Raw genomic sequence first — 4,287 nt, 5'->3', positions numbered from 1 at the left:
GTGCCGTGAACGGCACCCGGGTCCGGGACGCGAGGGCGGGACCCCCGCGAAGGTCAGGCGGCGGACTCCATCGTGGCGGGCCGCCGGTGCTTGCCATGCGGCGCCGCCGCCGACCCCTCCTCTGCCGCGGCTATCCCGCGGTGCCGTCCCTGCCCCGTCTCCGACTCATCGGTCTTGTGAGCCGTGTCCTGCTGGGCATCAGCCATTTGGGAACTTCCCCCGTCACCATCGCGAACACTGAACCCTGCCCAGGCCGATGACCTGAACAGGGCGACGAGTCTAACGAAGCCCCATCCGGCCCATGCGGGCCGCCTGTTGGAGGGAGATGGGGCGGGTCGGCGCGGGGGGGTTGGGGGGCGTGGGCGGTTGAACGGGCTCGGTGGGGGTGGGGGCGGGGGTCGGCGCCGGGGTCACCGGGCCGAAGTCCGCCGCCGTATCCAGCCGGGCCACCCCGCAGCCGCTCGCGCCCATGTTCAGCGTGCCCCGCCCGGCGCCCGCCTCCGTCGCGCACAACAGCCTCAGCGTGCCCTCGTCGCTCCACAGCCCCGTACCGGTGAGCCAGCCGGCCGGGGCGGGCTGCTGGAGGAGGCGGCGGGACGAAGGGCGCCACAGGCCCACCCTCCCCCAGACCTGCGTCTGGGAGGTGCCCCCACCCCAGACCTGCGTCTGGGAGGTGCCCCCACCCCAGACCTGCGTCTGGGAGGTGCCCCCACCCCAGACCTGCGTCTGGGCGGTGCCCCCACCCCAGACCTGCGTCTGGGCGGTGCCCCCACCCCAGACCTGCGTCTGGGAGGTGCCCCCACCCCAGGCCTGCGTCTGGGAGGTGCCCCCACCCCAGGCCGACGCCTGCGTCGGGGATGCGCCCCCACCCAAGCCCTGTGTCTGGGCGGTGTCCCCACCCCTCGCCGCGCCCTGGGGGTCCCCCCAGGCCTCGCCCTGGGGGGCCTCCAGCCCGGTCGGGCCGTCGATCCGCAGCGCCACCCCGCACTCCTCCGCGCCCCGGCCACCGCCGCGCTGGAGCGCGAACGGTGTCAACCGCGCGTCCGGCAGCCGCAGGCACTCCGGGAAGCGCACCGGCTGGTCGCCGCCCAGTACCCCCCAGCCCAGCCGCTCCTCGCCCGGGGCGTCCGAACGGATCAGCAGCAGCCCGCAGTCCGGTGCGGCCAGCAGCAGCCGGTCGGAGCTGTCCGCCGCGATCTGGAGCAGCGGGGTCACCTCGCCGCCGCGCTCCAGATCGACCGCGACCGCCTTCACCGGGCCGTCGCCCAGCCGCCGGTCGAGGGCGAGCATCCGTCCCGTACGGTCCAGCCACACCCCGCCGGAACAGTGCCCCGGCACATCCGCCACATGCTCGGGACCGAACGAACCCCCCGCCACCAGCCACACCGAGGACACCCGCTCACCCGGTACGAGGGCGAAGGCTCGCAGCCCCCGCGGCGACGGCGGCAGCAGCCGCAGCTCCGCCGACTCGATCCCGCCGAGCGGCAGTTCCACGGTGGTCGTGCCGCTGTGCTGGATCAGCGAGAAGTGGTACCGGCCCGCGACCCGGCGGCCGATCAGCACCCGGCCGTCCGTCAGCGGCAGCACCTGCGTGCCGGGCTCCTCGGGCTGCCCGAGCGGCAGCGGCACGGCCAGCGGCTCGGGCCCCTCCAGCGTCCACCGCTCCGGGAACAGGGCGTCGGCGGTGCCCGCGAGACGGGCCGCGTAGGCGCCGTTCGCGGAGATCGTGAATCCCCTGGGGGTGGTGGTGGGGTGGGGCGTTGGGTACCCGGTGGGCGGGGGGCTGATCTCACAGACGGTCATCGGGTGGTCACCTCCGGCCACGAAGCTAGGTTCGCGGTTCCCGTGGGACAACGAGAGCCCTGGGGCTTCACCCGGAAGGGTGACTCCATGCCCATACCGCTGACCCTGCCGCCTTCTGTGTGCGCCGGCCGTCGGCGAGGCGGGCCGGGCCCGCAGGGGGTGGGCCGGGTCCATGGGGGGCGCGGGTAATCTGGGGGCGTGCCCCGTCTCTCCGAAGTCATCGCCGCGCTCGACGCCCTCTGGCCTCCCGACCGCGCCGAGCAGTGGGACGCCGTCGGCACCGTCTGCGGCGACCCCGACGCCGAGGTCGGCTCGGTCCTCTTCGCCGTCGACCCGGTCCAGCGGATCGTCGACGAGGCCGTCGGCCTCGGGGTCCAGCTCGTCGTGGTCCATCACCCGCTCTATCTGCGCGGGACGACCACGGTGGCGGCCGACCACTTCAAGGGCCGCGTCGTCCACACCCTGATCAAGAACGACATCGCCCTGCATGTCGCGCACACCAACGCCGACACCGCCGACCCGGGCGTCTCCGACGCTCTCGCGGGCGCCCTCGATCTGCGGGTCACCGGCCCGCTGGTGCCGGACGCCACCGACCCGTCGGGCCGACGCGGGCTGGGCCGGATCTGTGAGCTGGACCGGCCGGAGACGCTCGCCGCCTTCGCGGAGCGGGCCGCCGCGCGGCTGCCCGCCACCGCGCAGGGGATCCGGCTCGCGGGCGACCCGGACGCCCTCGTCCGTACGGTCGCCGTCAGCGGGGGGTCCGGTGACGGCCTCTTCGACTCCGTACGCGCGGCCGGTGTGGACGCGTTCCTCACCGCCGATCTGCGGCACCACCCCGTCTCCGAGGCCACCCAGCGTTCGCCGCTGGGGCTGGTGGACGCCGCGCACTGGGCCACCGAGTGGCCGTGGTGCGAGCTGGCGGCCTCCCAGCTCGACGAGATCTCCGACCGGCACGGCTGGAACCTGCGGGTCCATGTCTCCCGCACGGTCACCGATCCCTGGACATCCCAGGCAAGCCAGACATCCCGATTCTCTTCCCCTGGAGCCCCCAACTGAACGCCGCGCCCGCCGACCAGATCCGACTCCTCGACGTCCAGGCTCTCGACCTTCGGCTGTCGCGGCTCGCCCACCGGCGCAAGTCGCTGCCCGAGCACGCCGAGATCGACGCGCTCACCAAGGACCTCAACCAGCTGCGCGACCTGCTCGTCGCCGCACAGACCGAGGAGAGCGACACCGCCCGCGAGCAGACCAAGGCCGAGCAGGACGTCGACCAGGTGCGCCAGCGCGCCGCCCGCGACCAGCAGCGTCTCGACTCGGGAGCCATCACCTCCCCGAAGGACCTGGAGAGCCTCCAGCGCGAGATCGTCTCGCTCGCCAAGCGCCAGGGCGATCTGGAGGACGTCGTCCTCGACGTGATGGAGCGCCGCGAGTCCGCGCAGGAGCGCGTCACCGAGCTGACCCAGCGGGTCGACTCCGTCCAGGCCAAGTTCGACGACGCCACCGCGCGCCGTGACACCGCCGTGGGCGCGCTCGACGCCGAGGCCGCCGAGGTGGCCAAGGAGCGCGAGACCGTCGCCGCCGCCGTCCCCGCCGACCTGCTGAAGGTCTACGAGAAGCTCCGGGTCCAGCAGGGCGGCATCGGCGCCGCCCGGCTCTACCAGCGCCGCTGTGAGGGCTGCCAGCTGGAGCTGAACATCACCGAGGTGAACGACGTCCGCTCGGCCGCCGCGGACAAGGTGCTGCGCTGTGAGAACTGCGGCCGCATCCTCGTCCGCACCTCCGAGTCCGGCCTCTGATGGCGACGTTCGTCGTCGAGGCGGACGGCGGATCCCGGGGCAACCCGGGGCCTGCGGGCTACGGCGCGGTCGTCCTGGACGCCGCCACCGGTGAGACGCTCGCGGAGACCGCCGAGTACATCGGCGTCGCGACGAACAACGTGGCCGAGTACAAGGGCCTCGTCGCGGGGCTCGCCGCCGCGCGCGCCCTGGACCCGGACGCCACGGTCCGGGTCCGGATGGACTCCAAGCTCGTCGTGGAGCAGATGTCGGGGCGCTGGAAGATCAAGCACCCGGACATGAAGCCGCTGGCCGCCGAGGCCGCCCGGATCTTCCCGGCCGCTTCGGTGACGTACCAGTGGATCCCGCGCGAGAAGAACAAGCACGCCGACCGGCTCGCCAACGAGGCCATGGACGCGGGCCGTCAGGGCCGCGCGTGGGAGCCGTCGTCCTCGACGGCCGACCTCGACGCCGCCGGTCGTCGGGGGGCTGACGTTCGTACGGGCTCCGCCGGTCGTACGGGCTTCACCGGTCGTACGGAGGAGCCGCGTCCGGCCGGTGACCAGGCGGCCGGTGCGGCGAAGGCGCGGGCGGCCCTCTCGGGCGCGCGGTTGTCCACAAGGGGGGTCGGCGTCCACAGGGGGAGGGCGGCAGGTGGAGGCGGTGCGGGTCGGGAGGGCATCCTCGGGACATGCACCCGGTCTTGCGA

5 protein-coding genes are annotated in these 4,287 nt (G+C 74.1%); 3 read left to right on the top strand and 2 right to left on the bottom strand.

What is annotated here, in order from left to right; translation table 11 throughout:
• Positions 1-53 precede the first annotated feature (53 nt).
• Positions 54-206 carry a hypothetical protein gene (locus ACFVIM_RS33335; RefSeq protein WP_384309577.1) on the bottom strand — a complete coding sequence of 51 codons (153 nt, stop codon included), beginning with the start codon at positions 204-206 and terminating at the stop codon, positions 54-56.
• A 73-nt stretch (positions 207-279) separates the two neighbouring features.
• Positions 280-1,803: a hypothetical protein gene (locus ACFVIM_RS33330; protein WP_384309574.1), complete on the bottom strand. Its 1,524-nt coding sequence runs from the start codon at positions 1,801-1,803 to the stop codon at positions 280-282.
• A gap of 198 nt (positions 1,804-2,001) precedes the next feature.
• Here ACFVIM_RS33330 and ACFVIM_RS33325 point away from each other — a divergent pair, with 198 nt between their 5' ends.
• From ACFVIM_RS33325 to ACFVIM_RS33315, 3 genes are all read left to right on the top strand, one after another.
• A complete protein-coding gene (locus ACFVIM_RS33325; protein WP_384309572.1) occupies positions 2,002-2,859 on the top strand; it encodes a Nif3-like dinuclear metal center hexameric protein in 858 nt (285 codons plus the stop codon).
• Positions 2,856-3,599: a zinc ribbon domain-containing protein gene (locus ACFVIM_RS33320; RefSeq protein WP_384309580.1), complete on the top strand. Its 744-nt coding sequence runs from the start codon at positions 2,856-2,858 to the stop codon at positions 3,597-3,599. The genes ACFVIM_RS33325 and ACFVIM_RS33320 overlap by 4 nt, the downstream gene beginning before the upstream one ends.
• A partial coding sequence (locus ACFVIM_RS33315; protein ID WP_384309569.1) for a reverse transcriptase-like protein occupies positions 3,599-4,287 on the top strand: 689 nt, incomplete at its 3' end. The genes ACFVIM_RS33320 and ACFVIM_RS33315, both read left to right, overlap by 1 nt.

Source organism: Streptomyces sp. NPDC057638 (assembly GCF_042800315.1).
Taxonomy (GTDB): domain Bacteria; phylum Actinomycetota; class Actinomycetes; order Streptomycetales; family Streptomycetaceae; genus Streptomyces.
The sequence above is the reverse complement of the archived record's forward strand: the minus strand, read 5'-3'. Positions and strand labels throughout refer to the sequence as shown.

Coding starts and splice junctions, on each gene's coding strand:
- ACFVIM_RS33335 (WP_384309577.1), bottom strand. CDS start 206: ATGGCTGATGCCCAGCAGGACACGGCTCACAAGACCGATGAGTCGGAG.
- ACFVIM_RS33330 (WP_384309574.1), bottom strand. CDS start 1,803: ATGACCGTCTGTGAGATCAGCCCCCCGCCCACCGGGTACCCAACGCCC.